This is a genomic window from Mesorhizobium sp. B2-6-1 (assembly GCF_006440475.1).
Lineage (GTDB): Bacteria > Pseudomonadota > Alphaproteobacteria > Rhizobiales > Rhizobiaceae > Mesorhizobium.
In genome coordinates, this window is sequence record NZ_VFUH01000013.1 from 17,447 (window position 1) to 43,235 (window position 25,789).

A 25,789-nucleotide genomic window follows, 5' to 3' on the forward strand; every position below is an offset into this window, starting at 1 on the left:
ATCGACCTCAGCGGTTAAACATCTGGACCGAGCCGACCTCGTAGCCCGAGCCGGGAGTGAGGAAGCGCCGGCGCTGCTCCCGCCCCTGATCGACCGCGGCGGCACGTTCGGCCTCGGTCAGCGCCTGGGCGCGACCGTTGGCGGCGACAACAGCGGTCAGGTCCGCGAGCTGCTGGCCCTGAAGCGCAAGAAGCTGATTGCCAGCTTGCGTCGCCTGCAGCGCTCCGGTCGCCGATTGGCTGGCGCCGACCAGCGCCGACATTTGCGCGCGGCCGGTCTCGATGTTTCCAACGACGCCCGCCTGGATGCGCATGGCGTCCTGAAGGCCGCCCACCGTGTTTTGCCAGCGCGAGCGCGCGTCCGTGACGAGCTCCTGGTCGGATGCAGAAAGCGAGACGCTGCCGTATTGCTGCTGAAAGGCCTTGTCGACCTGCTGGACGTCGAAGGCGATGTTTTGTGCTTGCCCGAGAAGCTGTTGCGTGCGTTGCACCGACTGTTGCAGTTGCTGGAGCGAGGACAAAGGCAGGCTCGCCAGGTTGCGCGCCTGGTTGATCAGCATCTGGGCCTGATTCTGAAGGGAGGTGATCTGGTTTGTGATCTGCTGCAGCGAACGCGCGGCCGTCAGAACATTCTGGGAATAGTTCGATGGATCAAACACGATGAAGGCATACGCTGGCGCAGTCGGCGAGATGGCGACCGGCGCGGCGAGTATCGCCGCGACCATGAGAAGGGCGTGTGGGCGCCTTTGACGAACAGTCATGGCTGGGAATCCTTTTCAGGTTCGGAAAGGGTTAGGTTGGGAATGAGGTCGGCGGCCCAGCCCACGTCACGGGCACGCAGCCAGGCCGCCAGGAAGCCGTTGCGGCCATGCTCGGCGATGATGCTGCCAATCAGGGCCTGATCGCTCTTCGAGGACGCGGCGCAAAGCGCCAGCCCGACCTCGGACAGGCCGAGCTCGAAGAGACGGTTGCCGCGGCGGGACTGGCAGTAGTAGTCGCGCTTGGGTGTGGCTCGTGCCAGGATTTCGATCTGGCGGTCGTTCAGGCCGAAGCGCCGATAGATGGCGGCAATCTGCGGCTCAACCGCGCGCTCATTGGGCAACAGCAGCCGGGTTGGACAGCTTTCGATGATCGCGGGCGCAATAGTCGAATTGTCGATATCGGCAAGCGACTGGGTGGCGAAGACGACGCTGGCGTTTTTCTTGCGCAGCGTCTTCAGCCACTCGCGCAACTGCCCGGCAAACCCCCCGTCATCGAGGGCGAGCCAGCCTTCGTCGATGATGAGCAACGTCGGACGCCCGTCGAGCCGGTCCCCGATGCGATGGAACAGGTAGGAGAGGACGGCCGGCGCGGCTTGCGTGCCCACCAGTCCTTCGATCTCGAAGGCCTGCACGGATGCCTGTCCGAGGTGTTCGGCCTCGGCGTCGAGCAATCGGCCGTGAGCGCCTCCGACACAGTATGGGCGCAATGCCTGTTTCAGGTCATTGGCTTGCAAGAGCACACTGAGCCCGGTGATGGTGCGCTCCTCGACGGGAGCCGAGGCAAGCGACGTTAGCGCCGCCCAGATATGCTCCTTTGCGTCCGGGGTGATCTGGATGCCTTCGCGCATCAGGATCGCGACGATCCAGTCAGCCGTCCAGGCACGCTCGTATGTGTCATGAACCCGGGCGAGCGGCTGCAGCGAAACGGAGGCGTCCACGCCTTCGGTGAGGTGCCCTCCGAGATCGTGCCAGTCGCCCCCCATGGCGAGCGCCGCGGCGCGGATAGACCCGCCGAAATCGAAGGCGAAGATCTGAGCGTTGCGGTAGCGGCAGAACTGCAGCGCCATCAGCGCGAGCAGCACCGACTTGCCGGCTCCAGTGGGGCCGACGACCAGCGTATGACCTACATCGCCGACATGAAGGACCAACCGGAACGGGGTCGAGCCTTCGGTCTTGCCGTAAAGCAAGGGAGGACTGACCAGATGCTCGTCCCGTTCCGGCCCCGCCCACACGGCAGAGAGGGGCATCATGTGGGCGAGATTGAGCGTTGAGATGGGAGGCTGACGGACATTGGCGTAGGCGTGCCCGGGCAAGGAACCAAGCCAGGCGTCGATGGCGTTGACGGTCTCGGCAATCGCCGTGAAGTCGCGGCCCTGGATGACCTTCTCGACAAGCCGTAATTTCTCGTCGGCCACGCGCGGGTCACAATCCCATATCGCGACGGTCGCGGTGACATAGGCCATGCCCGCCATGTCGGCGCCGAGCTCCTGCAATGCGGTGTCGGCGTCGGCCGCCTTGTTGGCGGCGTCGGTGTCGAGGAGGGCCGACGCTTCGTTGGTCATCACCTCCTTGAGGATCGAGGCGATGCTCTTGCGCTTCGCAAACCATTGCCGCCGTATCCTGGTCAACAGTCGGACAGCGTCGACCTTGTCGAGCAGGATCGCACGGGTCGACCAGCGGTAAGGGAAGGCCAGCCGATTGAGGTCATCAAGCAGGCCGGGTGTCGTTGCGGTCGGGAAGCCGGCGATCGAGAGCACGCGAAGATGCTTATCGCCAAGTCGTGGCTCGAGCCCGCCGGCGAGCGGTTCATCAGCGAGCAGCGCATCGAGATAGATCGGCGTCTCGGGGACGCGCACCTTATGGCGTTTGGTCGAGATCGTCGAATGCAGATAAGTGAGCGTTTCGCCGTCATCGAGCCAATGGCATTCCGGCATGAACCCGTCGAGCAGGGACAGCACGCGCCCTGTCCGGTCGACAAAGGCGCGCACGATCTCGCCCGGATCCGCGTCCGACTGGTCGCGACCCTCATAAAGCCACCCCTCGGCGCGCGTGGCGTCTTCGGGCGGTGGCAAAAACAGGAATGTGAGAAAGTAGCTCGATACGAAATGAACCCCTTCCTCGTCGAAATCGGCTTTGCGCTCGGCATCGAGCAGGCTGGCGGCCGCATTGGGAAACTGGCTCTCGGGATAGGAGGCGGCTTCGTGCCGCTGTGCTTCGACAAAGACGCTCCAGCCCGAGCCGAGGCGACGAAAGGCATTGTTGATGCGCGACGCCACCGCGACAAGCTCTGCCGCGACGGCGGAGTCGAGATCGGGGCCGCGAAACCTCGCGGTGCGCTGAAAACTGCCGTCCTTGTTGAGCACGACGCCCGGCGCGACGAGTGCTGCCCAAGGCAGATAGTCGGCAAGGCGAGCAGCGGTTCGGCGGTATTCGGCAAGGCTCATCATAGCGGCGCCCTCAAACCGAAAGATGTCCGGGGAGCCGCAGGTGTCGGCGCCCAACCTCGAAAAACAGCGGATCGCGCCTGGCGGCCCATACCGCCGTGAGATGTCCGATTGCCCAGATGAGGAGACCGACCAGCCACAGCCGCAGCCCAAGGCCGACCGCGCCCGCCAGCGTGCCATTGAGGATCGCTATTCCGCGCGGCGCGCCGCCGAGCAGGATCTGCTCCGTCAGCGCCCGGTGGACGGGCACCGTCCACCCCCGCACCGCGTCGAGTTGTTCAAGAGCGGTTGTCATCAGATCAGCGCTCCGCCGCCGAACGAGAAGAACGACAGGAAGAAACTCGACGCCGCAAAGGCGATCGAAAGGCCAAAAACGATCTGGATGAGCCGCCTGAAGCCACCCGAACTGTCGCCGAAGGCCAGCGTCAGGCCGGTGACGATGATGATGATCACGGCGACGATCTTGGAAACCGGTCCCTCGACGGACTGAAGAATCTTTTCGAGCGGCTGTTCCCACGGCATCGAGGAGCCTGACGCATGGGCGACCGGAGCCACCACGAGATTGACGGCAATTGCGACGCAGGCCGCAGCCAGGCCGGCGCGGCAGCGCGAAAGCAGGCGGATCATGAATTTTCTCCTGTGTTGATGGGGGCAGCTTCAGCAATGCGGTAATCGCCGTCGGCGCCGAGACCCTCGACTCTGACCAGTTCGACAAGCCGCCGCGCGTTGCCGCGTCCGGCGAGCACAGCGACAAGCCCGATCGTGTCGGCGATCAGCGCACGCGGCACGGTGACAACGGCTTCCTGGATAAGCTGCTCAAGACGGCGCAGCGCGCCTATACCGGAGCCCGCATGAAGGGTGCCTATCCCGCCAGGGTGCCCTGTGCCCCATGCCTTCAACAGATCCAGAGCTTCGGCGCCGCGCACCTCGCCGATGGGGATGCGGTCGGGCCGCAGGCGCAAAGACGAGCGAACCAGGTCGGAAAGCGTGGCGACGCCGTCCTTCGTGCGCATTGCGACAAGGTTGGGCGCGGCGCATTGGAGTTCACGGGTGTCCTCGATCAGGACGACCCGGTCCGTCCCTTTCGCCACTTCGGCAAGCAGCGCGTTGGTGAGCGTCGTCTTGCCAGTCGACGTGCCGCCGGCGACGAGGATGTTGGCGCGCACGGCAACCGCGGCACGCAATATCGCGGCCTGGGCGGCCGACATTGTGCCCGCCGCGACATAGTCATCGAGCGTGAACACGGCGACGGCGGGCTTGCGGATTGCGAAGGCCGGCGCGGCCACCACGGGCGGCAACAGGCCCTCGAAACGCTCGCCGGTCTGCGGCAACTCGGCCGAGACGCGTGGAGAACGGGAATGGACCTCGACGCCGACATGATGGGCGACCAGACGCACAATGCGCTCGCCGGCGGCGGGCGCCAGCATGTTCCCTGTATCGGCCAGACCGTCCGAAAGCCGATCCACCCAGATGCGGCCATCCGGGTTGAGCATGACCTCGACGATCGCGGGATCGTCGAGAAACCGGGCGATGGCGGGTCCAAGCGCGGTGCGCAGCATGCGCGAACTGCGCGCGCGTCCTTCGGTATCGTTGTGCGAGATGGCCATACTGTCCCCGTTCTGGCCGGGAACACGTCGAACAACGCCCGGTCGGGGACGATCAAAAGAGCCTTGGAGCAGCCCGGTTCAACCGGTTTCAGCCGTCGTCGTAGCGTAGCGTAAAATTACCGGCCAACGGCGGCGCCGACGGTCATCGCGCTTTAAGCCCGACGTCTTTCCGCCTTCGCCGCAGCTCAAATATGAACTTTTGCAGTAAGATGTCCATGTTTATTGACAGAAGACTCCCGCCGGGTTTATGACAAAGCCACCGATGGCCTCTCCGGAAAGGCGATCGTTCTTTCCACCGCACGGAGAATTGCCATGAGGTCCGGTCAGAAGGACGCGATTTCTGAGCGGAAAGCCGCCGACCTGAGGCACGCTGAAACCATACTGACATCATCGGCACCCCTTTCAGCAAAGATAGGTGGCACCTCGTGAACATGTTCGAGATCTGGCTAGGCATTCTGCAGGGGCTGGGCATCACCCTGAAGGTCACGGCCTATGGCCTGGTCTTTGCGATCCCCTTCGCGCTCGTCTTCGGCGTCGCGCAGTTTCTGACCACCGGCATGACCCGCTTCCTGGTCACCGCCATGATTGAATTCTGGCGCAGTTCCGCGGTGGTCGTCCTGCTCTTCGTCTTTTACTATGTGCTGCCGGTGATGGGGGTCACCCTATCGGCGCTGACCGTCAGTGCACTGGTGCTCGGTCTCAACACGGGCGGCTACGCCAGCCAGGCGGTGCGCGCCGGACTGCAATCTCTTCCCGCCGGCCAACGCGAGGCGGGCATGGCGCTCGGCCTCTCGCGCCCGGCGATCCTGTTTCTGATCGAGCTGCCGCAGGCCTTGGTCGCCATGAGCCCCACCTTCGTCAACAATCTTATCCAGCTCGTCAAGGCGACGTCCCTCGTTTCGCTGGTCACGCTGACGGACATGACCTTCCGGGCCAAGGAGATCGCGCAGACCGAATACGATCCGGTGGCGATCTACTCAGCGCTGCTGCTGGCCTTCTTCGTCGTGTGTTATCCGATCGCACTCGCCGGCCGCTGGCTCGAGGCGCGGGTCAAATCCTGAAAGAGGAACGCCTGGTGGGATTTAACTTTGACTTCGCGCTCTCGACCATTCCGACCATTCTCGGGGCAATCGGAGCGACTCTGCTGGCAACGGTGTTGAGTTGTCTCGGCGCTTCAGCGCTTGGTTTCAGTTTCGAGATGATCCGCCGCGGCGGCGGCGCGCCCGGCCTCGCCGTCCGCTTTCTGATTGACTTCATCCGCTCGACGCCGGTTCTGGCCTGGCTCTATTTCCTGTATTTCGTCATGCCTTTCTACGGCATCCGGCTTGGGGCCATGACGGTCGGCATACTGGGGCTGAGCCTGTATTACAGCGGCTATCTGGCGGAGGTGTTCAAGGCGGGCATCGACGCGATCCCGAAGGGCCAACAGGAAGCAGCCAGAGCCTTGTCGCTCAGCCGCCGCGACACGGTCGTTTTCATTGTCGCGCCGCAAATGTTGCGCAACGTCGCCGCACCGTTGGGCAACTATCTCGTTTCGATCCTCAAGGCCACGCCCTATCTCGCGATCCTGGCGGTACCCGAAATGCTCGGCCGCGCCTTCGATATCGCGTCTGAAACCTATCGATACGCGGAGCCGCTCACCGTCGCCGGCATTCTGTTTCTCGCCTTGGCGCTGATCGTTGCTTATGGCGTAAAGCGTGTCGAGCAGCGCCTGCTTGCATCCGGACGTCGCTGATGCTCGCTCAAGTCTCGCTCCCAGTCTCCTCCGTTCAAACCACCGCGCATCTCCGGGTCGATGGCCTCAATAAATGGTTCGGTGCCCTGCACGTCTTGAAGGATATTGATCTGACGATCCGCGCGGGCACACGCATCGTCGTTTGCGGGCCTTCCGGCTCGGGCAAATCGACGCTGATCCGCTGCTGCAACGGTCTTGAGCCTTTTCAAAAGGGAACGATCCAGCTCGACGGGATAGCACTGGGAAGAAATGCCCGGGACACGGCGACGGCGCGCCGGCTGACAGGCATGGTGTTCCAGAGTTTCAACCTCTTTCCGCATCTCACCGTGCTTGCCAACTGCACGCTGGCGCTGCGACGGGTTCTCCTGAAAACCGGCCGGGAGGCCGAAGAGATCGCCATGCAGCATCTGACGGCGGTGCGCATTCCCGAAAAGGCGCAAGCCTACCCGGCCCAGCTCTCGGGTGGTCAACAACAAAGGGTGGCGATCGCGCGTGCGCTCTGCCTCAATCCCCGAATCATGCTGTTCGACGAACCCACCTCCGCGCTCGACCCGGAAATGATCAAGGAAGCCCTCGACGTCATGATCGCGCTCGCGAAAACCGGCATGACCATGGTCTGCGTGACGCATGAGATGGGTTTCGCACGCGAAGTCGCCGATGAGATTGTTTTCATGGACGACGGCCGCATTATCGAGCGTGCCTCTTCCAAAGAGTTTTTCTCAGCGGCCGCTCACCCACGCGCGCGGCTGTTCCTGGACACCATCTTGAGCCATTGAGATGAGACGCGTGTCGACCGGCGTGCCGGCACCGCCCGCGCAGGAACGCTGCACGCCCGTCAGATCACCAGTCCGGCGCGAACGCGTAACCTGCCGAGCGAACGGTCCGGATCACATCGCTTCCCACCGACGCCCGAAGCCTTTTGCGCAACCTGGCTATATGGACGTCGACGCCCCGCACGTCGGTTGCGGCGGCATGTTCAGGCCATGCCGTCGCGACCAGCTCCTCGCGACTCAAGACCTTGCCAGGTTGCCCCAAAAGGCTGCGCAAAAGCTTGAACTCGATCGGTGGCATGACGATCTCCTTTTGCTTGAAGAATGTCCGGTGGGTCTGTCGCTCGAGCCGAAAATCGCCCTGCACCAACTCACCCGAGTCCGTTTCGCGTGAAAGCTTCGCTATGCCCGCCTTGCCGTGCAGCCATGTCAGCAGCTGTTCGGGGGCGAACGGCCGGGAAAATATTTCGTCGACGCCAGCCTTGATCAAGTCCAGATGCAGCCTGCCGGAGCGCGGGGCAACCAGGCTCGCGACCGGCGTCGCTTTGGTTGCGGCGGTCGACTTCAACCAGCTGCACTGCTTGACGATTGCACGGTCGCCCGGATGGCAGTCCACGATTATGGCAAGCGGGGCTGTCGCCGCGATGGCACGTGCGATTTCCCGGTCTCCCGTGATCAGCTGTGTTTCGAAGCCGGCTACCGAAAGTATGTGGCCGAAGACCAGGAAGAAATCCGGGTCCTTCGAGGCGATCAGGACCAGCGGCTTCATGAGTCCATCAACCGGGTTCGACACATCATAGGGCTGACTACCGCGCAAATGGGCGCGATGACAATACACCCCTGACGATCGAGCCCTCGCGCGCTTCCCGCAGGTGCCTGGTTACGAGCCTAGATGTTGTCGGCAAGTATGACGCCGCTGATGCCGTAAGCGCGGCGCGTCTGTTCAACAGCTTCGGGCGTGACCTCGATCAGCAACGCGATGATATCGCCGTCGGGATGTTCGAGAACGTCACCGAGCTCGGTCAGCGTCCACCCAAGCGCGCGCAGCCGTTTTGGCCAGAATGTCTCGCACACCACACTGATCTGTCGAATCCCCAGACGTTGAGCGATCTCGAGCAGACCGCAGAGAACCAAGCCGGCGATCGGCGACGGGGTGCCGTGCGTACGAAGCGATGGAACGACGAAGAAACGCGTCCACTCGAAAATTTCAGCCGCTCGCGGAGGCCTGTCGCCGGCGAGAACCGGGAACACTTCGCTCATGAGATGCGGCTCCAGCGTCGGGACGAGACGGGAGCCGCCTAGGATCTTGCCGTTGGTATCAAGCGCCAGAACATAAAGCGTATGCTCGTTATCGAAGGCGTCGATCTCGATGTTGATGGGCCGTGCGACGGCGCGCCATCGCCTCTGCTTGACGTAAATCTCGTAGCGTATCCGAAAGTAGCGCTCCAGAACTTTCCTGTAGTGCTTCCTGTTATCCCAAGTGACCAGATGTATACGAACCATGACGCCTCCAGGCGGAGGGTCGTAGGAAAACGGACTTGCCGTACGTATGACGGTATTCAGGTATTGCTAAATCTGGATTTCCTGCCGTCGCAGCGCCTTGACGATGGCATGCGCGACATTGATCGCATCGAGCTTTGCTCGAATGTTGCGCTGATGGCTTTCAACCGTGTTCCTGGTGACACCAAGGATACAAGCGATGTCATCGGTGGATTTGCCTTGCGCGCTCCACTCCAGGAGTTCGCGCTCGCGCGCCGTCAAGGGCGTGGGCTCTTCGCCATCGCCGGGTGTTCCCAGCCCTGAGAGGCTGCGAAAGGTATGCACGCAAACCGTCTCGATAAGGGGCATGGCGCTCGGCGGCACGTCCATCCGGTCGCTCGCCGCAGTGACCACACTTGGGCCCGCCAGAGGCACGTGAATGGGTACACAGATACCTTCTTTCATCCCGAACTCGGCAGCTTCGTCCATGACCAGCTTCGCGCGTGCACCCAACCTTGCGGCCGGCAGCTCGCGCCACAGGAAGGGCTCCGGCGAGTGCCGGCACTGCGCAACACACGGATCGTGCAAAAAGTGATCCTCGGAGACGTAGCGCCGATACCAATCGATAGGCCAGCCATCGCCCAGGATTTCACGCTGCCAGTCCGTATCGTGCGGCACGGGCAGTCCGGTGATCAGAAAATTGCGCAATCCGTAACGCCCCATGGCTGAGCGGAACTCTTGAAGGATTGCATCAGCCGACCGCGCAGTATCGATCTTGGTGATCGCCGCAAAAAGGTCGACAACAGTTTCGTTCTCCATTGGAAGACCTCAACCAAAGTCAGGCCCTACCCCGCAGAACAACCTATGGCTGTCTAGACACCATCTTCAATGGGACACGCATCGAATGTACACTAAAGGAGTCAATCACGTGTCACAAAGACGAGATAAGTGAAAATCAGGTCAGCACTGAATTGCGGAAGTCCGGCTTCATTCATTCGACTTTGAGGCGGCCGGCTTCGTCACCCGAACAGCGTGCTTACTTGCCGGGTTTGCTGAAACCAACTCTTGTGGCTCGACATTCAACGCCTTGGCCAGAATTTCGACTGTATCAAGCGTAGCGTTGCGCCGCCCGGCTTCGACGCTGCTGATATAGGCGCGCGTGCGGCCCGAAACGAAAGACAACTGCTCCTGAGAGAGTTTTCGCTCTCTGCGAAGCCGCTGCACGTTTAGGCCGAAAACGCCGCGAAGTTTCATCCAACAACGGATGCTACGACGCGCACTGTGGTGCGACACACTATAGTGCACATTCCGCATTGACAGCCGTGCTGCGGGCTGTTGAAACAACAAGCGAATTCCTCGTTTCCTGAATAAGGAATAGCCATGGCGAGCCGGCCATTTCGCGACCTCGCACACAACATGTCCGCGCATCTCTCGGGCGAGCAAAAGCCGCCTGGTATGGACGCAGGTCGTGTCCTGGAGTTCGTCTGCATCCGATGCGGCGCTTCCTCGCCTGCGCACGTCACCATCGACTCCAGGGGATGCGCCCACTGCCAAGACACCGCGCCGGCAAATCTTCGTCCGGTCTATGCGGTCCCGCACCTCCATCCCTTTGACGGCGTCACCAGTTCGCGCTCGCTGTGGCGTTTTGCGCATATGCTGCCTTGCACAGAAGCCGACGCGGTGAGCCTTGGCGAGGGTCTGACACCTTTGCTTGCCGCACCGCGCATCGGCGCGTTTCTGGGCGTGCCGGACCTTGCAATCAAGGACGAAGGCCGAAACCCGACCTGGTCGCACAAGGACCGCTTCTCGACCATCGCGGTCAGTGTGGCGCGCGCACGTGGCGCGAAAATCGTCGCGACCGCCTCATCGGGAAACGCCGGCGCTTCGCTGGCGGCCTACGCCGCTCGAGCTGGTCTCAAATGCGTCGTCACCACTTTCGCGGGGTCGGCCGGCGCGATGCTGGCGCAGATCCGAAAGTATGACGCGACGGTCTTGCCCCTGGTCAACAAAATGGACCGATGGTCGCTGCTTGAACAGGCGGCTGCCCGTTACGACTGGTTCATCGCATCGCCCTATCACGGTCCGGTCGTCGGCAGCCATCCACTCGGCATCGAGGGCTACAAGACGATCGCCTATGAGATCGTCGAGCAATCGAATGGCACGGCGCCAGACTGGTGCGTCCTGCCGGTCTGCTATGGTGATGCGTTGTCCGGCGTGTGGGCTGGCTTTTGCGAGCTGTTCGCGGCAGGGTCGATCACGCGCTTGCCTCGTCTCGTCGCAGCAGAGGTGCATGGGTCGCTGGCGCACGCTCTGGCCAGCGGCGCCGATGCGTTGAGTGAACGCAAGATGCTCTTCGACAGCCTAGCCGTATCGATTGGCACGCCACGCAGCACCTTTCAGGCCTTGAAGGCTCTGCGCGAATCCGGCGGGCATGCCGTCCCCGTCAGCAATCACGGCCTGATCGCGATGCAGGAACGCCTTGCGCGGGAGGAAGGAATCTTTGCCGAACTGGCCTCGGTCACGCCGCTGATAGCGATATCGACGTTGAAGGACCAAGGTGTCATCGCAGCCACAGACCGTGTCGTGGCCGTCGTGACAGCCAGCGGCCTCAAGGACCTCGATCGCTCCGTTGGATCGAACGAACACGACCAGATCTTCCAGACGACGCACGACGCCTGGCGCTGGCTCGACAAAAACGGGCTGGATCTCGTTTCATAGATTTTCCGCCGCACCAACAACCGGTGGCACTTCGCCTGCCGCCTGCGTTTTCAGCACATCGCCGAGGCAGCGACGCAGCCAAAGAAAGCGCGTCCATTGCGTCTCTTCGGCCGGTGCGATGGTCGTCAGCGTCCTCGGCTCCGACAGTTCCTTGCAGGGCCAGCCAGGCAGCGCCGCAAGCCACTCATCATTGTAGACGGTCTCGGCATGGCGATGGCCTTCGTCAGGCATGATCACCGCCACCTGCGCGTCAGGAAGCGTCGTTGCAACCCATTGCGCCACCAAGGCGGCGGCGCCGCTGGTCGGCCCCATGAAAATGCCATGCTCGCGCAGCAAGCGGTGCGCGCTCCTATACGCCGGGTAGGCGCCAACCCAATGGATCTCGTCGACAAGCTCATGCCTGACATTTTTCGGCAGAACGCTGTTGCCCAAGCCCCGCAGCATGCGCTTGCCGACAGGGTGCCCGAACAGAATGCTGCGATGGGTATCGACGGCAAACACCATCAGGTGGGGAAAGACAGTTCGCAAAAAGGAGGCGGTGCCGCATAGCGAGCCTCCCGTGCCGACGCAGCCGACCAGGCAGTCAATCCTGCCCATGGCCCGGACAAAGAGTTCGGCCAGCCGCGCATAGGCAAGCCAATTGCCCGGACTGTCGTATTGGCGGGTCCAGAAGCCATCCGGCTCCTTCGCCAGGATTTCCTTGAGGCGCTCCAGCCGGCCCGGCTGGTTGCCATCGCCGCGCGGATCGTCAAGGGCGATAACCGTCGCGCCGATGCGCTCCAGACGGGCTTTGTATTTGGCATCGATCAGCGTTGAAGCGGTGACGAGCGTAAGGCGATAGTCACGCGCCGCCGCCAGCAGCGCCACCGCCATTCCAAATGTGCCGGACGTCGTCTCGACGATATGGGAGCCGGCCTTCAGTTCGCCATTCGACGCTGCCCGATCCAGAATGTAGCGGGCCGGCATCAGCTTCATCAGCGGGAACGCAGCGGCCACGAGATTGGGCGCCAGCAGAGCAAGGCGCGGGGTCTCAAGGTCCCTGAAATAGTCCACGTCGAAGGTCACCATGTCCAGCTCTCCGCGTTGACCAAGTGAACTTCGACATCCTTGAAGCCGGCACGTCTTATCTGTTGCGCGACGAGGGCCGCCCGTCGCTTCAGATTCGATGTGAAAAGATCGAAAATCAGGCCAAACAGCGAACCGCTATGGGCGACTTGCACCCCGCACGCCCCGGCTCGCCTGGCGATGTCGGCGATCTCGCCGAAGCCCTGTTTCGGCAAGTGCCGTTGACTGATCACCGCACTGGCCGAGGCGGCACGTCCGAGAAGATAGGGATCCTGAAGGCGAACCGCCCGCGCCACCAGCGCCCTAAGCACGCCGAATTCCTGGATCTCGGTACTGTCGTAGCGTGCAGGCGGCAGCTGCAATGTGTCGACCGGAACCCCGCCATTTGCCTTGAACCCGACCAGGAGCAGCGGCGGCAGGGAGCCCCCGAAATTCTCGATCACCATGCCTTCCCGTTGCGCGAAGAGCACTGCGTGCTCATCGAACGCGATCGCGTCGCTGGCGCGCTCGGCAGCCACGGCCAGACGCCCGATGCTCGACGCCCGCAGCTGGATGTTGACGGCTGCGGCGACAGCGCGAATGGAAGCGACAACGTCAGCCGTCGATGAGCCGTAGCCGTGCCCCACAGGGATTGAGCTTTGAAGTGTCAGCTCGCCGCCGCCAGTGACGTTCAGAAAATCGAGCGTGAGGCGCGCGGCTGCCGCCGCCTTGACCTTATGATCGGGGTGGACAACGACCGCATCGCCGTCGCTCCTGGCGAAGCTTGCCTCGGATCTCAAGCCAGCAATCGGCAGCGTCACGAGCCCGCGATGAAGGCGCCCGCCATCATCCTTGAAGACGCCCTGGATGAGCTCGCCGTGATGCGCCATTGCCGTCGCTGTTCTCACCGGCGACCGCAGCGCTTCACGGCTCATGACATCGCCGGCCTCGGCCATTTTCATCTCCCCCATGCTTTTCTCGCCATGCGGGAAGATGGCGCCGACGATCGGCCGCGGCTCTCAAGGAATTCCGGTATTGACGGCCTCCTACCGTACCAGCAGGCGCGAGGCGATGCTGGCGGATCGTCAGGCGGCCGAGCCAAGGTGCCGCAGCGGCCGGCCGGCCGAAACCGATTGCACTGCTGCCATGATACCTTGCGCATCGATCCCGTAATGCCGGTAGAGATCCGCGATCGTACCGGTCTGGCCGAAATGCTCGACGCCGAGCGCGCGCGTGCGGTGGCCATGGACCGATCCCAGCCAGGCGAGCGTCGCGGGGTGCCCGTCCAGCACCGTCACGATGGCGCACGAGGCCGGGAGGCCAGCCAGCAGGCGCTCGACATGGCTGGTGGCGCGCGGATGGCCAAACTGGCGCGCCCGCGCCGCCGCAGACCAGCCGGCGTTCAGCCGATCGGCCGAGGTCACGGCCAGAAGCCCGACATCGCGCCGATCTCCGGCCATCAGCCCCAACGCCTGCACCGCCTCCGGCGCGACAGCTCCCGAATAGGCGATCACCACAGCGGCATTGGGCCCGGGCTTGCGCAACCAGTAGGCGCCGTCGACGATGGCGCGCGCCAGCGGATCCTCCATCTGGCGAGACGGTTGTTCGACCGATCGCGTTGAGAGCCTGAGGTAGACCGAACCTCCAGTACGATCGCGCAGCCAGGTTTGGTCGTCGGGCTCGGCCTCGCCGGAGCGCTGCATGTAGTCGAACGCCCAACGCAGGATGACTGCCAGCTCGTCAACATAGGCCGGCTCGAATGCGGCCAGGCCGTCCTGCGCCATGCCGATCAGCGGCGTGGCGATCGACTGATGCGCTCCGCCCTCTGGCGCCAGCGTCACGCCGGAGGGCGTTGCCGCCAGAATGAAGCGCGCGTCCTGATAGCAGGCATAGTTCAGCGCATCGAGGCCACGCTCGATGAAAGGGTCGTAGAGCGTGCCGACCGGAAGCAGCCGCTCGCCGTGAAGCGAGTGCGACAAACCCAGCGCCGACAGCATCGTGAAGAGGTTCATCTCCGAGATGCCCAGTTCGAAATGCTGTCCCGACGGCGAAAACGTCCAATTGAAGGTGGAGGGTATGCGTTCTTCACGGAAGAGGTCCGCCTGGTCGCCGCGCGCGAACAGGCCTCGCCTGTTCACCCAGGCGCCGAGATTGGTCGAGACCGTGACGTCCGGAGACGTGGTGACCACACGCTTTGCAAAATCGCTGTCTGACTTGGCGATCTCATGCATCAGAAGGCCGAAGCCCTGCTGTGTCGACATGGAGACCTGCGCGCGCCAGGGTATCTGTGCCGGCACGGATACGGCCGAGGCTTTATGGCGACGGGTAGCTGCCTGCGCGAAAGGCGACGACGCCAGATAGGACCGGATCGCGGCCTCATCGTATGCAAGGCCCTCGAACATGTCCCATTCACGCCCCTGGCGGACACCCATGGCTTGTCGCAGCGCCTCGACTTGCGCCGGTGTCATCAATCCGGCGTGATTGTCTTTGTGGCCTGCCAGCGGCAGGCCGAAGCCCTTGATCGTATAGGCGATGAAACAGGACGGACGATCATGCCCTCGCGCCTGCTCGAAGGCATCGACGATGCTCGCCAGATCGTGGCCGCCGAGATTTGCCATCAATGCGGCGAGGTCTTCGTCGCTGCGCTTCTCGACCAGCCGGGTCACCGATCCCTGGTCACCGAGGTCGTCCAGAAGGCGCCGGCGCCATGCAGCGCCGCCCTGGAAGGTCAGCGCCGAATAGAGCTGGTTGGGGCATGCATCGATCCATGACCGCAGCTTTTCGCCGCCCTCTTCCTCAAAGGCCGCCTTTTGCAAGGTGCCATGTTTCAGGATCACCACATCCCAGCCGAAGTTGCGAAAGATGGACTCGAAGCGCTGCCACAGGCCTTCGCGCACCACCGCATCCAGGCTCTGCCTGTTGTAGTCGACGACCCACCAGGTGTTGCGCAGGCCGTGCTTCCAGCCTTCGAGGAGGGCCTCGAAGATATTGCCCTCATCCATTTCGGCGTCGCCGAGAAGGGCGACCATCCGACCTTCAGGCTGGTCCGCGTTCCAGCCCTTTGCCCTGACATAATCCTGGACCAGGGAGGAGAACAGGGTCTGTGCCACGCCCAGTCCAACCGACCCGGTCGAGAAATCGACGTCGTCGATATCCTTGGTTCGAGACGGGTATGACTGCGCGCCGCGATAGCCGCGAAAATTCTGCAGCTGCTCGAGCGTCTGCTTGCCGTACAGATACTGGATGGCGTGAAAAACCGGGCTGGCATGCGGCTTGACGGCGATACGGTCTTCAGGCCTGAGGATCTGGAAATAGAGCGCCGTCAGCAAGGTCGAGGCGGACGCCGAGGACGCCTGATGTCCGCCAATCTTGAGGCCGTCCTGCGAGCCGCGAACATGATTGGCATGATGGATCATCCAGACCGCCAGCCACAGAACCTTGCGTTCGAGTTCGGAGAGGATCGTCATCGTCGGCTCCTGTCAGTCGGGTCTCAACGATAGCTGCCTCTGCCTCTCAAAAGTGACTATTCTTACGCAAGCCGACCGATGATATTGGCTGATGCAGCCAATAATGACGCCAGACGAGGGAAACATGCCAAATCCGACGCTTGATGCCATCGACCTGAAGATCATTGCCGCGCTGCAGAAGAACGCAAAAGCGACGACGAACGACCTTGCTGAAGCCGTCGGCCTTTCGCCCTCACCATGCGCCCGGCGCGTCAGGCTCTTGGAGGGCGCCGGCGTCATCAAAGGCTATACGGTCGTCGTCGACCAAAAGAAGCTCGGGCTGCCGATCAGCGCTTTCGCGTCGATCAAGCTTGAACGGCAACGCGAAGACGATCTCGACCGCTTCTCTCAGTCCGTGCTGCGCTGGCCGGAGGTTGTCGACTGCTATCTGATGACGGGCCAGCGCGATTACCTGATGCGCATCGTGGTGCGCGACCTGGAGGCCTACGAACGGTTCATCAAGGACAAGCTGACGCGGCTGGACAACATCGCCTCGATCGAAAGCAGCTTCGCGCTCGGCCAGGTCAAGCGCTCGGAAGTCTTGCCTGTCTAGGCGACCGGTCATTCGGCGTCGGTTAAGCTTCAGCGGCGGAAGCGAGTTGGGGGACCGCGTCACCCCGATCGCAATTCACGTCGGGCGTGTATCTCCTCGAGCGGCCAGGCTTGATCCACCCACCCCAGTCCGTCCGCAATATGTACATATTTTGTACATATATATTGACGAAGCACCGCATCCGACCGTAGCGTTGAGCGGCTGAGGCGGGACGCCTTCGCGCAACTCAAACTCATGGGAGGACCCCACCGATGAAATTTCGAGCCCGATCGGCTGCGATTGGCCTGGCCTGCATCGCCTATGCCGCGCTTGTTGGATCTGTGCTGCCGGCAGCGGCAGAGACCACGAAAGAACGCGTCTTGAAGGAAGGGCGGATCGTCATCGGCATCCACAACCGCTCGCCATGGGGCTACAAGAAGGAGGGAACCGGCGAGCTGCTTGGCTGGCATCCGGATCTTCTCAGGGCTGCCTTTGCCGATCTCGGGGTCAAGCAGGTCGAGTTTGAGGTCACCGAGTTCGGCGCGTTGATCCCTGGCCTGATGGCCGGCCGTTTCGATGCCGTTGCGTCGGGCCTGTCGATAACGCCGGAGCGATGTCAGCAGGTCGCCTTCGGCGCTCCCGACCTGAGGTCCGACGACGCGGCGATCGTGCTCGCAGGCAACCCCAAGGCGATCCACAGCTATGCGGATCTTGCCAAGAAATCCGACGCTATCATGGGCGGCGGCCGCGGCAGCAACGTCATCAAGAACGCTATCACCGAGGGTGTGCCGGAGGACCGCATCCTGCAGTTCCCCGACATCGAGACCAACATCGCGGCACTGCGCGCCGGCCGCATCGACGCGGCTCTGTTCTCTTCCCCGACGGTGATCGGGCTGCTTGCCGGCAACAAGAGCCCCGATCTGGAGCGCGCCAGCCCGTTTACGACGGACGAGAAGTCGATCAGCTACATCGCGATCGCGTTCAGGAAGGACGATGGCGATCTGCGCGACCTCTACAATCGGGGTCTGGCGAAGGTCATGTCGAATGGCACGATCGCCACCATCATGGCGAAGTACGGATTTGGCCCCACGGAGAACGTGCCGCCAGGATTGACGAGGTCGCAATTGTGCGGAGCCGCCAACTGAACGCCATCAGCAACAGAACCCAGTTGGCATCAACAGCGCGGGCGGCCCCGCGCTAGCGCCGGCGGCCCGCGCTGGCGATGACCGGGTGCGGACCGCCCTCCCCCAGGTACGGCGTCGTCATCATGGCCGCCATGTCAATTCGATCGGGCGCTTCGAATCGGACAGGAATGCCGCGACGCCGCCAGGGTCTTGTCCGGTCCGGCATAGAGCACATGCAGGACCGCACCGACCAGCAGCGCGTGGCTCGTGTTTTCCCAATGGTTGCGCCTTTCAAGCGAGCCTTCGGGATCGACCAGGATGTCGGCGATGTTTTGTACGTCGCGGACCTCCCATTCCCCACGCCAGACCTCGAGAAAGTAACTCGAGGCGTAGCCGCTCGGGCAGACGCTCGTGTCGCTTGAACCTTGATCCTCGCCGAGGGGCAATGACTGCGAGTGAGCAAGGAATACATGGTTTTCAGGACGCGCTCGTCGTAGCCGTTCGCCATCTGAAGTTCCGTATCCCAGGTGTAGACGCCAGTTAGGTTGATGTGTTCCCGACCGGGCGGCGAGATGTGCTTCAACAAAGTCTCAAGAATGTATCGTCCCGCTCGTTTCAGTTGGGGCCAAGACCGCCGCTGCCAGCTACACGGCATCATACGCGATCGCGTATATCTTTCCTACATACGTGATCGCGTATATCTCCGTTTTATACCTAACCCCGTATATTGACGATCAATACGCGATCGCGTATATTACGGGCGTGGAGACCCATCATGACAGACCAGATCGCTCGCAACGAAAAACAACTCGGAGCCATCCTGCGCCGCGCTCGCAAGAACGCCGGGCTCACGCAAGGCTCGCTCGGCAACCAGATCCACCTACGCCAGGGTACGGTCTCCCGCCTCGAGGCCGGCGAGCCTGCGATGCAACTCCGCACCTTGATGGCCGCCCTCTCCGCTCTCGACCTTGAACTCGTCGTGCGCGCGCGCAGCAAAGGCAGCTCCGCTGATATTGAGGACCTGTTCTAATGGCACGGCGACGGGCTCACATTCCCTTGAATGTCTTCCTGAACGGGCGCCTGGTGGGCGTCCTGCGCAGGGAATCGACGGGCGCCATCGACTTCCAATACGCCCGCGAATGGCTGGACTGGCGAGGCACCTTCCCGATCTCACTCTCGCTTCCTTTGCGGGAAGACCGCTACATCGGCACGCCGGTGACCAACGTCTTCGACAACCTGCTTCCGGACAATGACGCCATACGCAGGCGTGTTGCCGAACGCGTCGGCGCCGACGGCACGGATGCCTACAGCATGCTGGCTGCGCTCGGCCATGACTGCGTCGGCGCGTTGCAATTCCTGCCTGATGGCATGGATCCAGGCCCTCCCGGCAGTCTCGAAGGCAGGCCGGTCAGCAACCAGGACGTCGCCGGAATCATCGAGAACCTTGCTGCCGCTCCGCTAGGCCTCGGCGAGGATGAGGACTTTCGCATCTCGATTGCCGGCGCGCAGGAAAAGACCGCACTGCTGCGCAAGGACGGAGGCTGGTTCAAACCGATCGGCACGGCAGCGACCACCCATATCCTGAAGCCGCAGACCGGCCGGCTGCCGAACGGCATCGATCTCTCCAACAGCGTCGAGAACGAGTATCTGTGCCTTAAGCTGCTGCAAGCGTTTGGCGTTCCCGCCGCCCAGGCGCAGATCGCTGACTTCGGCAAACGCCGCACGCTGATCGTAGAACGCTTCGACCGGCTGTGGGCCCGCGACGGCCGCCTCCTGCGCCTACCGCAGGAAGATATCTGTCAGGCGCTGTCAGTGCCGCCGACGCGCAAGTACCAGTCGGATGGCGGTCCCGGCATGCGCGAGATTATCGAGCTCTTGAAGGGTAGCGATACGCCAGATGAAGGCATCGCCACCTTCTTGCGCACCTGCATCTTGTTCTGGCTGATTGGCGCGACCGACGGCCACGCCAAGAATTTCAGTATTTTTTTGAGCCCTGGCGGACGATTCCGCATGACGCCCCTTTACGACGTGCTGACCGCGCAGCCCAGCCTTGATACCGGCCAGATTCCGCACCAAAAATTCAAGTTGGCAATGTCGGTCGGCAAGAACAGGCACTATTCGGTACCTGACATCATGCCACGCCACTTCCTGCAGACCGCTGACATTGCCGGTGTGGGCACCCCTGTCATGCGCAGAATTTTCGATGACATTGCTGAAAACGTGGAAAAGCAGGCCGACGAGGTGATCGTCTCGCTGCCGCGTGGCTTTCCTGAACAGCTTGTCGACGCAGTCAAGTCGGCTATCGGCAAGCGGGCGGCTCTCCTCGCCGATAACAAGGCTGATGCCATCGATTGATCAAGGTGCGACGAACCGGCTGCCGGGACTTGCTCGCCAGCCGCTGCTGATCATCATCGTCTTCTTCGGTCCAACAAACATTGTCGTCGCGTGACCGCCACCGGCGTCAAGTATACCCATCATCATGATGAACATGGCCATCAGGCTCCAAGCTAGCCAACTCCGTCAGGGTGGGTTTTCGCGGTGTCCATCGGATTGATATCCTCGGAAATCTCCTGTCGCAGTTTCGGCCCCTTCGCGAGGCGCCTGCCCAGGGCGGTCACGAAGGCTTCGTAGCGCTCGGCCGCCTTGGCGCGCGCGGCCTGGGCGGCGGGCTCGGGCAACGCTGGCGTTGTCGCGAGCCAGAAACGGACAAACACCGCCAGTGTCTCGACCGCAATGCCGATATCGCGCTCCTGCCTGGCCAGGCGGCGATCAACCTGATCGAGGCGTTTGGCGATAGCGGCCTCGCGACGTTCATCCCCATCCGGCGACAGGAAGGAAGCGAGTGCGGCTTCCGCAATCATGGATTGGGGTTGATTGCGCCGCGCCGCATAATCGCCAAGCATCGTCATGATGGCCTGATCGAGATAGACGGAAATCTGCGCCTTCTTTTTGCGAGCCATCATGGCGCCTACAACTCCATGCCGTCATCGGGATCCAGGGAAACCTGCCGCGCAACGCCCTGCATGAGGCGCGCCAGTCGCCGGTTGCGGACGGCATCATCGTCGTCGTCGGCATCGTCGTCCTGTCCCATATCGAATTCGTCTTCAATCGGCGCCGCCCTCTCGACGGCCTGCGCCCGATTGAGTTCGGCTTGCAGGCGGCGCTCCGATCCCGTTGGATCGCCATCGCCCTGCTGTAGCGTTCCGGAAACGTGCGTGACCTCCAAGTGAGCCAGGATCGGCAACTCGCTCCAGTCGTCAGGCTCGGCCTCTCCGGACCGCGCCAGTTCGGGTGGCGGCAACACGCGCTCCTTAAAACTGGCGTCCTCATAGTACCGCGCCTTCTTGGCCCTGATCGGCGGCGCGCCTGCCACCATGACGATCTCGTCGGTCGGCGGAAGCTGCATGATCTCGCCAGGAGTGAGCAACTGCCGTGCAGTCTCTTGCCTCGACACCATGAGATGCCCAAGCCACGGCGAAAGCCGGTGACCGGCATAGTTCTTCATCGCCCGCATTTCGGTTGCCGTGCCGAGCGCGTCTGAGACACGCTTGGCGGTCCTTTCGTCGTTTGTGGCGAAGCTGACGCGGACATGACAGTTGTCGAGGACCGAGTTGTTGGGGCCATAAGCCTTCTCGATCTGGTTGAGCGACTGCGCGATGAGAAAGCTTTTCAGGCCATAGCCGGCCATGAAAGCCAACGCGCTCTCGAAGAAGTCGAGGCGGCCCAGCGCCGGGAACTCGTCCAACATCAGAAGCAACCGGTGGCGGGTTGTCTTGGTAGGCAGGTCCTCGGTGAGGCGGCGACCGATCTGATTGAGGATGAGGCGGATAAGGGGTTTGGTCCGGTTGATGTCCGAAGGCGGCACGACGAGATAGAGCGTTGCTGGTTGCGTCCCCGCAACGATGTCGGAAATTCGCCAGTCACAGCGCCGGGTCACGCCGGCGACAACCGGATCGCGGTAAAGACCGAGGAAGGACATCGCGGTGGAGAGCACACCCGAGCGTTCATTGTCGGATTTGTTGAGCAGCTCGCGCGCCGCACTGGCGATAACCGGATGCGGGCCGGCATCTCCCAGGTGCGCGGTCTTCATCATCGCGGCAAGCGTCGATTCTATCGGGCGCTTGGGATCGGAGAGGAAGGCCGCGACGCCGGCGAGCGTCTTGTCCTGCTCGGCGTAGAGAACATGGAGGATCGCGCCGACCAGCAGCGCGTGACTGGTCTTCTCCCAATGGTTCCTCTTCTCCAGGCTCCCTTCCGGATCGACGAGAATGTCGGCGATGTTCTGCACGTCGCGAACCTCCCATTCGCCGCGGCGGACTTCCAGAAGCGGGTTGTAGGCTGACGATCTCGAATTGGTCGGATCGAAAAGCAGCACGCGACCGTGCAGAGCGCGAAAGCCCGCGGTGAGCTGCCAGTTCTCGCCCTTGATGTCGTGGACGATCGCCGAGCCCGGCCAGGTCAGAAGCGAAGGCACCACCAGGCCGACGCCTTTGCCGGACCGGGTCGGGGCGAAGCACAACACATGCTCTGGCCCGTCGTGACGCAGATAATGGCGGTCATAGCGCCCGAGCACGACACCATCGTTATCGATTAGGCCGGCTGCCTCCACCTCTCGCTTCTCGGCCCAGCGCGCCGACCCGTAGGTCTGGACAGTCTTGGCTTCGCGCGCCCGCCACACCGACATGCCGATGGCAACAATGATCGAGAGGAAGCCACCGGACACGGCGATCAATCCGCCTTTCCCGAAGATAGACGGGGCGTAGGCGTCGTAGAAATACCACCACCAGAACAGAGCGGGCGGATAGTAGACAGGCAACCCGGCGATCTCGAACCAGGGCGGACCGAGCCCCATCTGGAAACCGAGTTGCCATGCGGTCCATTGTGTCGCCGCCCAGGTCGTCAAGAGGACGATCAGGAAGACCGTGAGGATCTGGCCCCACAGGATTTTCGTGGCGGACATGGTTGTTCCTTTCTTCCAGTGTCAGAGGCCGAGACCCTTCTTGCGGCCAAAGCTCCAGTCGATGCCGCCGTCGCCACGTGCGACACCGGAGACGTGCTGGCCGAGATGCTTTTCGAGTGAGGGCGTCCAGGGGACGAGCTGGAAGCCTAGTCCGTCGTCGATCATGGCGAAACGGCCGGAGGCGAGCGCCAAGCGCTGGCGATAGGTGCCGGCAACAAAGTCTCCGCTGGCGGCGCGCTTGAAGGGTTTTCCGGTGTCGGCGGCGAGCCTGTCGCCCAGCGTCTCCAGTTCCGCACGTCGCAGCGTGTCGAGCAGGTTCCGGGTGAAGACGACCCGTCTGCCTTGGCGCTCCGCGAACCCCTGTTTGACAAGATGTTCGGCGCGCCGGTCGAGGGCGTCGCGAACCTCGGCGCCGAAGCCGGCCTCGGCCAGGGCGGCCGGTTCGCGCGCGATTGCCTGACGGTCGAGCCAGGTCGCACCCGATGCCGTGATCTGCTGATCCACTCCAAGGTCGGAGCGCACGGCGAGCGCGGCTCGCCGCTGCCCGCGCGCATCATCGAATTTTCGCAGCTCGACGATCGATCCCGGTGCGCTGTCGCCAGCGGCCTCCAGATCGGAGAGCTTGATGTGATGGGTGCGTCCGTCGACGCCGTCGACCACGGCATAGGCCGTGCCGATCAGTTCGTCATCGAGCCCACGATCGACCAGCCGGCCGACAACCGGCGTCTCCAGGCTCTCCGCGGCCAGGACATAATTGGCTGAGCCACGCTCGATGTCAGCCGCACTCATCGCGCGGTGGATGCGCTTGATGATGTCGCCGCGCTCGCCTAGCTCGCGCAGTGTTGCTTCGGCCCGTTCGTCGATTGCCCATTGGCCAGGCCCGGCCTGTTGGGCAAGACCAAGGGTCTCGAGCTTGCGCAGGCGACCGATTTTCAGAGCGTGATACTCGTCCGGTTGACTTTGGGGAGATGGCGCGAGATCGATGATCCCGCTGTCACGGCTGTCGCGAAGCAACTGCCGATCAAGTTGCGTCCACCGCTCGGACTGGATGTGGCTTTCGAGCGAGTGGCGGATATCGAGCTCGGTGCGCGGACCCAGTTCCTGGGTAACCAGATCGCGAGCCCGGTCGCGCATGCCTTCCTTGATGTAGTCACGCGCGATGACCAGATCCTGGCCATCGTCGCGAACCCCACGCACGATCAGGTGAATGTGGGGATGCTCGGTGTTCCAGTGATCGACCGCCACCCAGTCGAGCCGCGTGTCGAGGTCCTTCTCCATCTGCCCCACCAGATCGCGGGTGAAGGCGTTGAGGTCCGCCATATCGAGAGCGTCGTCCGGCGAGACGATGAAGCGGAAATGGTGACGATCGTCCTTGGCGCAAGCGGCGAAGGAAGCGCCATCGGCATTCTCCGTTCCCGGCCCGAACAGCTTCCCCTTCTCCCCGTCCCGGCTGACACCCTCGCGGCGCAGATAGTTGAGGTGAGTGCCAAGTGGAGCGGCGCGCACGGAATGACGGACGACTCGCGCCTTGACGACGGCGCCGCGCGATCGCGAGGTGATGAGGCGGTTGGCCTGGATGCTGGCGCGCTGACCGTGACCAAAGCGGGAGCGGCTTGCTTGTACAATCCGGCCCGAGCGCGAAATACCGCCGCCGGCCTTTTTCGCCGCGGCCAACACCTGCGCGATGAAGGGCCGGGCCTGCTGGGCGCGCGTGGAGCGGATGCGCCCGGGTCGAATGCGAAACTCGCGCTCATCAGCCATGGCGCGGCACCGCAATGTGGAAAAAGAAAAGCAAATACAATATGCTGGCTGCTTCATACACATTGCGCCGATGGCCGGCAATGTGCGGAACGCGCCAGAAAATCAAGCAAGAACAACCACCAGACCGCCGCGCAATGTGCGCCCTTTTATCCTGCCATCCCTCGGTTGTTACCTCGTGCCCGACTCGCCTCATTGGCTGCGACGTCAAACGAGACCCCAGGGGGCGACCTGACGGAGACTTCGTCATCGCTGCGATGTCCGGACGTCGGACCCTGTGAACAGCTGGCGCGGCCGCGAACCGGCCGCGAAAAGTTTGCGCACCAACGGTGACGACGAAACCTCGACGGAAATGTCTTCGCCAGCCGGAAGACCGGAAGCGGCCATTGACCCGGACGGGACTATGAACAGCGGCGCAACCGTCCAGCTGACGGCCTTGGCATGGCCGGCGGTGAGTGCGCCGGGCGCATCACCGCCGCCCCAGAAAGGGCGAAGCGTGACAACATAGGCCCGGGTCTCAGCCGGCAGCGGACGGCCCTTCAAGGAGGCTTCGTAACGCCCTGGCCCGGCGTTGTAGGCGGCGAGAAAGCCCGGTGAACCGTATCGATCATACAGCTCGCGAAGATAGGCGGTGCCGGCAAGGATGTTGTCGCGCGGATCATAGGGATCGCGGCCGAGCTGGTGACGAAGGCGCAGCTCGGCAAAGGTTGCGGGCATGATCTGCATCAAGCCCAAGGCGCCCTTTCGCGACACGGCGCGCGGGTCGCGGGCGCTTTCGACGTGCATGATTGCCCGTATCCAGCGCTGAGGAACGCGGAAGCGATGCGACGCCTCGGCAATAGGCGCGGCATAGGGATCGTCCGCGGATTTGCGGGAGGCCGGCGCGGATTGTGCCAGCGCCCCCGTCATCGCGTGACAGACGATCAGCATGCCACCGATCAGCCAGAGTGCCTCTCGCCGACCAGGCAACCGACTGACGGGGCGGCTTCCGTCCGCACGTTTCGGCGCCGATGGCCCACTCATCGAGCACGCTCCGGCCGCGATTTCGGCCGGATCCAGCGCAGAGACCAGGAGCCGTCGTCGGTTCGGAAGAGACCGGCGCGAAAGCGCCGGCCAAACAGCGGGTCCTCCAACCGGCACGACAGATAGTCGCCAACCGTCTGTCCGGTTTCCTTCCAGGCCGCACCCACCTCGGGGCCGCCGCCGTCACCGATGTGGATACGAAAATCCGGCGCTTTGCCGTCAGATATTGTGGTCGGCACAAGCACCAGCTCGGCATCCACGAGCAGCGTTCGAACCCGCCCGCAGTAACCCGAATCTGTTTTCTGGAAGACGCCGATCTCGGCCATGGA

26 protein-coding genes and 1 pseudogene are annotated in these 25,789 nt (G+C 62.8%); 8 read left to right on the forward strand and 19 right to left on the reverse strand.

The window, feature by feature from the left end:
• Nucleotides 1–7 precede the first annotated feature (7 nt).
• Genes trbJ through trbB form a run of 5 tightly spaced genes read right to left on the reverse strand, consistent with a single transcriptional unit; the run spans nt 8 to nt 4,811 of the window.
• Nucleotides 8–760, reverse strand: coding sequence for a P-type conjugative transfer protein TrbJ (gene trbJ / locus FJ443_RS23730; protein ID WP_140522970.1), 753 nt, complete (start codon nt 758–760; stop codon nt 8–10).
• Complete coding sequence (gene trbE, locus FJ443_RS23735) at nt 757–3,207, reverse strand: conjugal transfer protein TrbE (protein WP_140555417.1); 2,451 nt, start codon at nt 3,205–3,207, stop codon at nt 757–759. The genes trbJ and trbE overlap by 4 nt, the downstream gene beginning before the upstream one ends.
• A 10-nt stretch (nt 3,208–3,217) precedes the next feature.
• A complete protein-coding gene (locus FJ443_RS23740) occupies nt 3,218–3,499 on the reverse strand; it encodes a VirB3 family type IV secretion system protein (protein ID WP_140522972.1) in 282 nt (93 codons plus the stop codon).
• Complete coding sequence (locus tag FJ443_RS23745) at nt 3,499–3,831, reverse strand: TrbC/VirB2 family protein (RefSeq protein ID WP_140522974.1); 333 nt, start codon at nt 3,829–3,831, stop codon at nt 3,499–3,501. The genes FJ443_RS23740 and FJ443_RS23745 overlap by 1 nt, the downstream gene beginning before the upstream one ends.
• The gene (gene trbB, locus FJ443_RS23750) at nt 3,828–4,811 is read right to left on the reverse strand and encodes a P-type conjugative transfer ATPase TrbB (protein WP_140522976.1); all 984 of its coding nucleotides are present in this window, start codon (nt 4,809–4,811) and stop codon (nt 3,828–3,830) included. The genes FJ443_RS23745 and trbB overlap by 4 nt, the downstream gene beginning before the upstream one ends.
• Before the next feature lie 431 nt (nt 4,812–5,242).
• Here trbB and FJ443_RS23755 point away from each other — a divergent pair, with 431 nt between their 5' ends.
• From FJ443_RS23755 to FJ443_RS23765, 3 genes are read left to right on the forward strand one after another with little or no spacing between them, the layout of a single operon-like run.
• Nucleotides 5,243–5,872, forward strand: a complete 630-nt coding sequence (locus tag FJ443_RS23755; RefSeq protein ID WP_210239488.1) for an amino acid ABC transporter permease — start codon at nt 5,243–5,245, stop codon at nt 5,870–5,872.
• Nucleotides 5,873–5,886: 14 nt separating this feature from the next.
• Nucleotides 5,887–6,546 (forward strand): ABC transporter permease subunit, encoded by a 660-nt coding sequence (locus FJ443_RS23760; protein WP_140522978.1) that lies wholly within the window; start codon nt 5,887–5,889, stop codon nt 6,544–6,546.
• Nucleotides 6,546–7,322, forward strand: coding sequence for an amino acid ABC transporter ATP-binding protein (locus FJ443_RS23765; RefSeq protein ID WP_140522980.1), 777 nt, complete (start codon nt 6,546–6,548; stop codon nt 7,320–7,322). Before FJ443_RS23760 ends, FJ443_RS23765 begins: the two co-directional genes overlap by 1 nt.
• Nucleotides 7,323–7,386: 64 nt before the next feature.
• Here the strand turns inward: FJ443_RS23765 and FJ443_RS23770 are convergent, their stop codons facing one another.
• From FJ443_RS23770 to FJ443_RS23785, 4 genes are all read right to left on the reverse strand, one after another.
• Nucleotides 7,387–8,154, reverse strand: coding sequence for a response regulator transcription factor (locus tag FJ443_RS23770; RefSeq protein WP_246681243.1), 768 nt, complete (start codon nt 8,152–8,154; stop codon nt 7,387–7,389).
• A 50-nt stretch (nt 8,155–8,204) separates the two neighbouring features.
• On the reverse strand, nt 8,205–8,819 hold the full coding sequence (locus FJ443_RS23775) for an acyl-homoserine-lactone synthase (protein WP_140522982.1): 615 nt from the start codon (nt 8,817–8,819) through the stop codon (nt 8,205–8,207).
• 66 nt (nt 8,820–8,885) lie between these two features.
• Entirely contained in the window at nt 8,886–9,614 is a 729-nt protein-coding gene (locus FJ443_RS23780; RefSeq protein ID WP_140522984.1) for a LuxR family transcriptional regulator, read from the reverse strand.
• A 168-nt stretch (nt 9,615–9,782) separates the two neighbouring features.
• Complete coding sequence (locus FJ443_RS23785; protein ID WP_140555418.1) at nt 9,783–10,049, reverse strand: helix-turn-helix transcriptional regulator; 267 nt, start codon at nt 10,047–10,049, stop codon at nt 9,783–9,785.
• Between the two features lie 201 nt (nt 10,050–10,250).
• Here FJ443_RS23785 and FJ443_RS23790 point away from each other — a divergent pair, with 201 nt between their 5' ends.
• Nucleotides 10,251–11,513, forward strand: a complete 1,263-nt coding sequence (locus FJ443_RS23790; protein WP_140523428.1) for a threonine synthase — start codon at nt 10,251–10,253, stop codon at nt 11,511–11,513.
• On the opposite strand, the gene FJ443_RS23795 is transcribed toward FJ443_RS23790, so the two are convergent.
• The 3 genes from FJ443_RS23795 to FJ443_RS23805 all read right to left on the reverse strand — a co-directional run bounded on the left by FJ443_RS23795 (nt 11,508) and on the right by FJ443_RS23805 (nt 16,024).
• Complete coding sequence (locus FJ443_RS23795; protein WP_140522988.1) at nt 11,508–12,581, reverse strand: PLP-dependent cysteine synthase family protein; 1,074 nt, start codon at nt 12,579–12,581, stop codon at nt 11,508–11,510. The genes FJ443_RS23790 and FJ443_RS23795 overlap by 6 nt on opposite strands.
• A complete protein-coding gene (locus FJ443_RS23800) occupies nt 12,575–13,519 on the reverse strand; it encodes a kinase (protein WP_140523430.1) in 945 nt (314 codons plus the stop codon). The genes FJ443_RS23795 and FJ443_RS23800 overlap by 7 nt, the downstream gene beginning before the upstream one ends.
• 123 nt (nt 13,520–13,642) lie before the next feature.
• The gene (locus FJ443_RS23805; protein WP_140522990.1) at nt 13,643–16,024 is read right to left on the reverse strand and encodes a transketolase; all 2,382 of its coding nucleotides are present in this window, start codon (nt 16,022–16,024) and stop codon (nt 13,643–13,645) included.
• A 124-nt stretch (nt 16,025–16,148) separates the two neighbouring features.
• Between FJ443_RS23805 and FJ443_RS23810 the strand changes: the two genes are divergently transcribed.
• Nucleotides 16,149–16,616, forward strand: a complete 468-nt coding sequence (locus FJ443_RS23810) for an Lrp/AsnC family transcriptional regulator (RefSeq protein ID WP_140522992.1) — start codon at nt 16,149–16,151, stop codon at nt 16,614–16,616.
• Nucleotides 16,617–16,867: 251 nt separating this feature from the next.
• On the forward strand, nt 16,868–17,740 hold the full coding sequence (gene ehuB / locus FJ443_RS23815; protein WP_140522994.1) for an ectoine/hydroxyectoine ABC transporter substrate-binding protein EhuB: 873 nt from the start codon (nt 16,868–16,870) through the stop codon (nt 17,738–17,740).
• 61 nt (nt 17,741–17,801) lie between these two features.
• Here ehuB and FJ443_RS31450 read toward each other — a convergent pair.
• Nucleotides 17,802–18,093, reverse strand: a pseudogene (locus FJ443_RS31450) (type IV secretory system conjugative DNA transfer family protein); the annotation flags it as partial.
• 401 nt (nt 18,094–18,494) lie between these two features.
• Between FJ443_RS31450 and FJ443_RS23825 the strand changes: the two are divergent.
• Together FJ443_RS23825 and FJ443_RS23830 are read left to right on the forward strand one after the other, a co-directional pair.
• Nucleotides 18,495–18,749 (forward strand): helix-turn-helix domain-containing protein, encoded by a 255-nt coding sequence (locus tag FJ443_RS23825; RefSeq protein WP_064982438.1) that lies wholly within the window; start codon nt 18,495–18,497, stop codon nt 18,747–18,749.
• Nucleotides 18,749–20,074, forward strand: coding sequence for a type II toxin-antitoxin system HipA family toxin (locus FJ443_RS23830; protein ID WP_140522996.1), 1,326 nt, complete (start codon nt 18,749–18,751; stop codon nt 20,072–20,074). Before FJ443_RS23825 ends, FJ443_RS23830 begins: the two co-directional genes overlap by 1 nt.
• Here FJ443_RS23830 and FJ443_RS31275 read toward each other — a convergent pair whose 3' ends face one another.
• The 6 genes from FJ443_RS31275 to FJ443_RS23855 all read right to left on the reverse strand — a co-directional run bounded on the left by FJ443_RS31275 (nt 20,075) and on the right by FJ443_RS23855 (nt 25,786).
• The gene (locus FJ443_RS31275) at nt 20,075–20,215 is read right to left on the reverse strand and encodes a hypothetical protein (RefSeq protein ID WP_181165445.1); all 141 of its coding nucleotides are present in this window, start codon (nt 20,213–20,215) and stop codon (nt 20,075–20,077) included. It abuts the gene before it with no gap.
• A gap of 11 nt (nt 20,216–20,226) precedes the next feature.
• Nucleotides 20,227–20,682 (reverse strand): CopG family transcriptional regulator, encoded by a 456-nt coding sequence (locus FJ443_RS23835; RefSeq protein ID WP_140666165.1) that lies wholly within the window; start codon nt 20,680–20,682, stop codon nt 20,227–20,229.
• 5 nt (nt 20,683–20,687) lie between these two features.
• The gene (locus FJ443_RS23840; protein WP_140523000.1) at nt 20,688–22,679 is read right to left on the reverse strand and encodes a conjugal transfer protein TraG; all 1,992 of its coding nucleotides are present in this window, start codon (nt 22,677–22,679) and stop codon (nt 20,688–20,690) included.
• 21 nt (nt 22,680–22,700) lie between these two features.
• The gene (locus FJ443_RS23845) at nt 22,701–24,440 is read right to left on the reverse strand and encodes a VirD2 family relaxase/mobilization nuclease (protein ID WP_140523002.1); all 1,740 of its coding nucleotides are present in this window, start codon (nt 24,438–24,440) and stop codon (nt 22,701–22,703) included.
• 243 nt (nt 24,441–24,683) lie between these two features.
• Nucleotides 24,684–25,460 (reverse strand): lytic transglycosylase domain-containing protein, encoded by a 777-nt coding sequence (locus FJ443_RS23850; protein WP_140523004.1) that lies wholly within the window; start codon nt 25,458–25,460, stop codon nt 24,684–24,686.
• Nucleotides 25,457–25,786, reverse strand: a complete 330-nt coding sequence (locus tag FJ443_RS23855) for a DUF736 family protein (protein ID WP_140523006.1) — start codon at nt 25,784–25,786, stop codon at nt 25,457–25,459. Before FJ443_RS23855 ends, FJ443_RS23850 begins: the two co-directional genes overlap by 4 nt.
• Nucleotides 25,787–25,789: the final 3 nt, after the last annotated feature.

Bases quoted from the DNA above. Each gene is read 5' to 3' on its own strand.
- trbJ (WP_140522970.1), bottom strand. From the start codon at position 760: ATGACTGTTCGTCAAAGGCGCCCACACGCCCTTCTCATGGTCGCGGCG.
- trbE (WP_140555417.1), bottom strand. From the start codon at position 3,207: ATGATGAGCCTTGCCGAATACCGCCGAACCGCTGCTCGCCTTGCCGAC.
- FJ443_RS23740 (WP_140522972.1), bottom strand. From the start codon at position 3,499: ATGACAACCGCTCTTGAACAACTCGACGCGGTGCGGGGGTGGACGGTG.
- FJ443_RS23745 (WP_140522974.1), bottom strand. From the start codon at position 3,831: ATGATCCGCCTGCTTTCGCGCTGCCGCGCCGGCCTGGCTGCGGCCTGC.
- trbB (WP_140522976.1), bottom strand. From the start codon at position 4,811: ATGGCCATCTCGCACAACGATACCGAAGGACGCGCGCGCAGTTCGCGC.
- FJ443_RS23755 (WP_210239488.1), top strand. From the start codon at position 5,243: ATGTTCGAGATCTGGCTAGGCATTCTGCAGGGGCTGGGCATCACCCTG.
- FJ443_RS23765 (WP_140522980.1), top strand. From the start codon at position 6,546: ATGCTCGCTCAAGTCTCGCTCCCAGTCTCCTCCGTTCAAACCACCGCG.
- FJ443_RS23775 (WP_140522982.1), bottom strand. From the start codon at position 8,819: ATGGTTCGTATACATCTGGTCACTTGGGATAACAGGAAGCACTACAGG.
- FJ443_RS23780 (WP_140522984.1), bottom strand. From the start codon at position 9,614: ATGGAGAACGAAACTGTTGTCGACCTTTTTGCGGCGATCACCAAGATC.
- FJ443_RS23785 (WP_140555418.1), bottom strand. From the start codon at position 10,049: ATGAAACTTCGCGGCGTTTTCGGCCTAAACGTGCAGCGGCTTCGCAGA.
- FJ443_RS23790 (WP_140523428.1), top strand. From the start codon at position 10,251: ATGGACGCAGGTCGTGTCCTGGAGTTCGTCTGCATCCGATGCGGCGCT.
- FJ443_RS23795 (WP_140522988.1), bottom strand. From the start codon at position 12,581: ATGGTGACCTTCGACGTGGACTATTTCAGGGACCTTGAGACCCCGCGC.
- FJ443_RS23800 (WP_140523430.1), bottom strand. From the start codon at position 13,519: ATGAAAATGGCCGAGGCCGGCGATGTCATGAGCCGTGAAGCGCTGCGG.
- FJ443_RS23805 (WP_140522990.1), bottom strand. From the start codon at position 16,024: ATGACGATCCTCTCCGAACTCGAACGCAAGGTTCTGTGGCTGGCGGTC.
- FJ443_RS23810 (WP_140522992.1), top strand. From the start codon at position 16,149: ATGCCAAATCCGACGCTTGATGCCATCGACCTGAAGATCATTGCCGCG.
- ehuB (WP_140522994.1), top strand. From the start codon at position 16,868: ATGAAATTTCGAGCCCGATCGGCTGCGATTGGCCTGGCCTGCATCGCC.
- FJ443_RS23825 (WP_064982438.1), top strand. From the start codon at position 18,495: ATGACAGACCAGATCGCTCGCAACGAAAAACAACTCGGAGCCATCCTG.
- FJ443_RS23830 (WP_140522996.1), top strand. From the start codon at position 18,749: ATGGCACGGCGACGGGCTCACATTCCCTTGAATGTCTTCCTGAACGGG.
- FJ443_RS31275 (WP_181165445.1), bottom strand. From the start codon at position 20,215: ATGGCCATGTTCATCATGATGATGGGTATACTTGACGCCGGTGGCGGT.
- FJ443_RS23835 (WP_140666165.1), bottom strand. From the start codon at position 20,682: ATGATGGCTCGCAAAAAGAAGGCGCAGATTTCCGTCTATCTCGATCAG.
- FJ443_RS23840 (WP_140523000.1), bottom strand. From the start codon at position 22,679: ATGTCCGCCACGAAAATCCTGTGGGGCCAGATCCTCACGGTCTTCCTG.
- FJ443_RS23845 (WP_140523002.1), bottom strand. From the start codon at position 24,440: ATGGCTGATGAGCGCGAGTTTCGCATTCGACCCGGGCGCATCCGCTCC.
- FJ443_RS23850 (WP_140523004.1), bottom strand. From the start codon at position 25,460: ATGAGTGGGCCATCGGCGCCGAAACGTGCGGACGGAAGCCGCCCCGTC.
- FJ443_RS23855 (WP_140523006.1), bottom strand. From the start codon at position 25,786: ATGGCCGAGATCGGCGTCTTCCAGAAAACAGATTCGGGTTACTGCGGG.